The sequence below is a fragment of the Acinetobacter sp. TY2 genome (assembly GCF_046269225.1).
Taxonomy (GTDB): Bacteria; Pseudomonadota; Gammaproteobacteria; order Pseudomonadales; family Moraxellaceae; genus Acinetobacter.
The window spans coordinates 1-4,802 of record NZ_JBJZOR010000053.1 but is presented as its reverse complement, the minus strand read 5'-3'; the positions used below and the strand labels follow the sequence as shown (position 1 = coordinate 4,802).

Sequence of the window (4,802 nt, the reverse complement as noted above, 5' to 3'; positions counted from 1 at the left end):
ATGGAAAGGATTCATATGCTGCACCTTTAGCTAAAACAGTCTTCAGCTTACCATTCGTGGTTATTTGCAACAGTGCCCAATTAAGCGAATCCATTTGGATACAAGATTTGTATTCAATCCATGTTTCAAAGCGACCGAAGCAATTGAAACGTCTGGTGCTTTACAAGCCTGAACGATCTTAAATTCAGCACTGTATGTTCTTCGTTTTTTCGCAAGAGATGCGATGGATGTCTGATTATTTGTAGTCATAAATTTAAGTCCCCACTTTGTTTTTAAGTGGGGACTAAATTAAAGCTTATAGGATGAATTCATAAGGTGTGTTCAGCGGACGCTTACGATATCCACGCTTTTTTTAATTGAGAAACAACCAAGTTGTTTCGAAAATGGATTTTTACCTATTTTTCTCATAAATGATTTTTAAGTTATTTATATTAATATACGAATTGTTGTTAGAACCCATTTAAAGTGTATATATTCTCACCAAAAAAACCGACTTAGGAGGTTTTTTAAAATCAACTGGATTAAAACTGCGGTTTAACCACCACTAAAATCACTACTGCGAGTAAAATAAGCGTTGGCATTTCATTGAAGAAACGCCAAAACTTATGTGATTTGTAATGCGGGTTTTCCATCAGTTTTTTACGGTAATAACCACAAAAAAAATGGTAAATCACCAGTAAGCCCACTAATCCAACTTTCAGGTAAAACCAGAGTGCTTCATGGTAATGTCGAGTTGCATCACCCCAATCCACTAAAAAATGCGCTGTGATGAGAGTGGCAAGCATTGACGGCCACATGATGCCGCGGTACAACTTTCGTTCCATAATCTGGAAACGCTGATGACTCGTGGCATCTTCACTCATCGCATGATAAACATATAAACGTGGCAAGTAGAACAAAGCGGCGAACCAGCAAACTACAGCAATAATATGTAATGCTTTTACCCACAAGAAAGCATCAGAAGGAGCATCCATCTATTCACCCTTTTAAGGGCAGTGTGGCAGAAGTTGATCATCCGTTGCCGAATGATCAACAATTTTTAGCTTAGCCTTCTCAATTTTTTGAAAACAAGACATGCATTTACACCGCCAAAACCGAAACTGTTACTCATCATAGTATTCAATTTTATGTCACATTTTTCAAGCACGATATCAAATGGTTTTGCACCTTCATCCAGTTCAGTCACGTTGATTTTTGGTGCAATAAAGTCATTTTGCATCATCAATACTGAATAAATCACTCATATAGGCATACGGATCCAGTCCATTCAGTTTCGCTGACTGTAAGCATCATGTGTTCACAGCTCGTTGACCACTGTACAGTGATCCTGCAAACAGCTAGCTCTTACATCCCATGCATGAGTATTTGTAGTCATGAATTAAGTCTCCACTTATTTTAAGTGGGGACCAAATTAAGGATTATCGAATAGCTTTGTAAGGTGTGTTCACTAGAGAGCTTACTACAGTGCTTTTTGGGAAGGAATTCGTTCATTAGAAAGTGATAATTCAGTGGAATGAGCTTGGATAGTGGCAGCCTCGGACCGATTAAGTATCTAAATTAAGAAGGAATTGTTATTTACAATATTTAAGAATAGATTATATTATTCTTAATTAATCAAGATAAGCAAAATACAGATGCAAATATTTCCATTAGGAAAGAGGGCTCTTTCCGTTTTTGTAGTGCTTATTACATTAATTTTATTTTTGGTTTATGTCCTGCTACGTACAGGACCTTTTGCACCAGTCAAGGTCAGTCTGACACAGGTTAAGTATAAATCTATTCAGCCTAGTCTGTTTGGTATAGCGACTGTTGAAGCTCGTCATAATTACAAAATTGGTCCCACAGCGGCAGGTCGTCTTAAAAACCTTCAAGTCGATATTGGCGATGCTGTACAAACTGGACAGCTCTTGGGAGAAATGGATCCAGTCGATTTGGAAGAAAAAACACTTGCACAACGTGCCATTATCCAAAAAATCATCTCTCAGCAACAAGATATTCAAATTCGTCAAAAGTTTGCACAGCAACAAGTTCAACGCTATCAGCAACTCACCAAAATCAATGCCACCAGTCAAGAGTCACTCGCGATTAAGCAGCAGGAGCTTGATCTCGCTACAACAGCACTTGGCTCAATGCAACAAGAACTTAATAAAGCTCGTGCAGACCTCAATACACTACAAGCCCAGCGCGACAATTTAAATTTAATGGCAACAGCACCAGGTATAGTCACAGCCCGTTATGCAGAACCTGGCTCTACTGTAGTTGCAGGGCAAACCGTATTGGAAATTGTAGACCCGAAGTCTATTTGGTTGAATACACGCTTCGATCAATCTAGTGCGATTGGCTTAGCCTCAGGTTTACCTGCACAAATTCATTTACGTTCGCGTCAAAGTAACACGCTTTCAGGTCAAGTCTTATGGGTAGAGCCTCGTGCAGATGTTATTACCGAAGAAATCTTAGCCAAAGTAGTCTTTAGTCAACAACCTAACCCTCTACCCCCTTTAGGTGAATTAGCAGAAGTGACAATTAAATTAGCACCACTGTCTCGCAGCCTTGCTATTCCAAATGCTGCTATTCACCGCATCAATAACCAAGTCGGTGTCTGGAAAGTGACAGATCAAAAACTACAATTTATTGAAATTAAACTAGGTCGCTCTAATTTAGAGGGTGATGTTCAAGTACTCGATGGTCTATCAGAAAATGATCAAATCGTTTTATATAGTGAAAAACCACTTAATGCGAAAAACCGTTTGCGTATTGTAAAAAATCTTGCAGGAACATCTGAATGATTAGCTTAGCCGGTCGGGATATATTCCATTCATGGGGTAAGTTTGTTTTTACTGGTTTTGGACTTGGCTTGTTGATCGGCGTGACTCTAATTATGGCGGGTGTCTACCGTGGTATGGTGGATGATGCCAAGGCTTTATTAAATAATAGCGGTGCAGATTTATGGGTGGTACAACAAGATACGCTTGGTCCATATGCTGAACCTTCTAGTGTGCGTGATGATTTATATCGTAGTGTCATGACTACACCTGAAGTAGAACATGCCTCAAATATTACTTATCTGACCACACAAGTTCATTATAAAGATAAAGATATCCGTGCGATGGTGGTTGGAATCCATACAGGTGAACATGCCTGGAATAATTTAGGCTGGCCACCTTACCTTTTAGCGGGACGTCAATTGACTCGGGGGCACTATGAAGCTGTTGTAGACATCACTTCAGGACTTAAATTAGGTGATCGCATCAAAATCCGTCGTAATTATTTTACTGTAGTAGGATTGACTCGACGAATGGTGTCATCAGGTGGTGACCCGATGATTTTTATTCCGCTTAAAGATGCACAACAAGCCCAATTTCAAAAAGATAATGCGGCAATTTTACAAGACCGCCGACGTACCGCACAAAATCCGATTTACAATCGTCCTGCGTATCCAGATTTATTAGACAGTGTTCTGAGTGCTCAAACCAGCAATCGTTATGTAAATGCAATTTTAGTCCGTCTTAAAACTGGTACTTCCGCAGAAGATACTGCTGAACACATCCAACGTTGGCAGCAACTGACTGTCTACACGCGTCTTCAAATGGAACATATTTTAATTAGCAAGATGATTGCAACATCAGCAAGGCAGATTGCGATGTTTTTAGTAATTTTGGCTTTGGTGAGCGCGGCAATTGTGGCATTTATTATTTATACCCTAACCATGGATAAAATTCGAGAAATTGCAGTTCTGAAACTAATTGGAACACGCAACCGAACGATTGCCTGGATGATCTTACAGCAAGCGCTCGCACTTGGTCTAATTGGATTTACTATAGGTAAAATCACTTCAACCTTTGCTGCGCCATATTTTCCAAAGTATGTATTATTGATTCCTCAGGATTCTATTCTTGGATTTATTGCTGTGATGTTGATTTGTATGTTGGCAAGTCTAGTAGCTATTCGTATGGCATTACGTATTGATCCAGCCGAAGCAATTGGAGGATAACACATGACCCACGGAATTTTAATTGAGGGTTTAAAAAAACGTTTTGGGCAAGGTGATAATGCTTTTTATGCATTAAAAGATGTCAATATGTGGGTGGATCCAGGAGAAGTTGTTGGACTGATTGGTCCGTCAGGTTCAGGTAAAAGTACCTTATTAAAATGTTTAGGCGCTGTGATTGATCCCACTGAAGGACGTATGACTTTAGGGAGTGAAGTGATTTTTGATCAACACTGGTTGGTAAAAGATTTAAGTGCATTGCGACGTGACAAAATTGGTTTTATGTTCCAAACACCTTATTTGATTCCTTTTTTGAATGTTTTAGATAATGTTGCGCTATTACCTATGCTTGCAGGTGTTCCTAATGACACTGCACGTGCAAGTGCTTTAGAAATTTTGACTGCTTTAGATGTTCAGCATCGTGTTCATGCCATGCCTGGGCAATTATCAGGTGGTGAACAACAACGTGTAGCTATTGCACGCGGCTTGATTAATAAGCCACCTGTCATTTTGGCAGATGAGCCAACGGCACCTTTAGACAGCGTTCGTGCCATGACTGTAATTCGTTTGTTGCACGAAATGGCGGAAAAATTTCAAACAGCAATTATTGTTGTTACACATGACGATAAAATTATTCCGACTTTCCAGCGACTGTATCATATTCGTGAGGGAATAACGTATGAAGAAAAAGGAGAGGGTCGTAGTTTCTAAAAACTTAGAAATTTAAAGTATTTTATCTAGGGCGTGTCATCAATTACCTTGAGGAAAACCACCTTGTCCCCATTATACTTTTATGACTAAACGCTATGCCTTA

Annotated in this window: 5 protein-coding genes and 2 pseudogenes; 3 read left to right on the top strand and 4 right to left on the bottom strand. The window is 39.4% G+C overall.

What is annotated here, in order from left to right:
- Window positions 1-60: 60 nt before the first annotated feature.
- The 4 genes and pseudogenes from ACK1JC_RS16840 to ACK1JC_RS16825 all read right to left on the bottom strand — a co-directional run.
- Window positions 61-249: a transposase gene (locus tag ACK1JC_RS16840; protein ID WP_163122001.1), complete on the bottom strand. Its 189-nt coding sequence runs from the start codon at window positions 247-249 to the stop codon at window positions 61-63.
- A 272-nt stretch (window positions 250-521) separates the two neighbouring features.
- Entirely contained in the window at window positions 522-974 is a 453-nt protein-coding gene (gene hemJ, locus ACK1JC_RS16835; protein WP_409512949.1) for a protoporphyrinogen oxidase HemJ, read from the bottom strand.
- A 65-nt stretch (window positions 975-1,039) separates the two neighbouring features.
- A pseudogene (locus ACK1JC_RS16830) lies at window positions 1,040-1,237 on the bottom strand (beta-ketoacyl-ACP synthase I); the annotation flags it as partial.
- Window positions 1,233-1,337: pseudogene (locus ACK1JC_RS16825) on the bottom strand (transposase domain-containing protein); the annotation flags it as partial. The pseudogenes ACK1JC_RS16830 and ACK1JC_RS16825, both read right to left, overlap by 5 nt.
- 342 nt (window positions 1,338-1,679) lie before the next feature.
- Here ACK1JC_RS16825 and ACK1JC_RS16820 point away from each other — a divergent pair.
- The 3 genes from ACK1JC_RS16820 to ACK1JC_RS16810 are packed head-to-tail and all read left to right on the top strand — an operon-like array spanning window position 1,680 to window position 4,699.
- Window positions 1,680-2,786, top strand: a complete 1,107-nt coding sequence (locus ACK1JC_RS16820) for an efflux RND transporter periplasmic adaptor subunit (protein ID WP_409512948.1) — start codon at window positions 1,680-1,682, stop codon at window positions 2,784-2,786.
- On the top strand, window positions 2,783-3,991 hold the full coding sequence (locus ACK1JC_RS16815) for an ABC transporter permease (protein WP_074947793.1): 1,209 nt from the start codon (window positions 2,783-2,785) through the stop codon (window positions 3,989-3,991). The genes ACK1JC_RS16820 and ACK1JC_RS16815 overlap by 4 nt, the downstream gene beginning before the upstream one ends.
- A gap of 3 nt (window positions 3,992-3,994) precedes the next feature.
- Window positions 3,995-4,699 carry an ABC transporter ATP-binding protein gene (locus ACK1JC_RS16810; RefSeq protein ID WP_074947794.1) on the top strand — a complete coding sequence of 235 codons (705 nt, stop codon included), beginning with the start codon at window positions 3,995-3,997 and terminating at the stop codon, window positions 4,697-4,699.
- Window positions 4,700-4,802 lie beyond the last annotated feature (103 nt).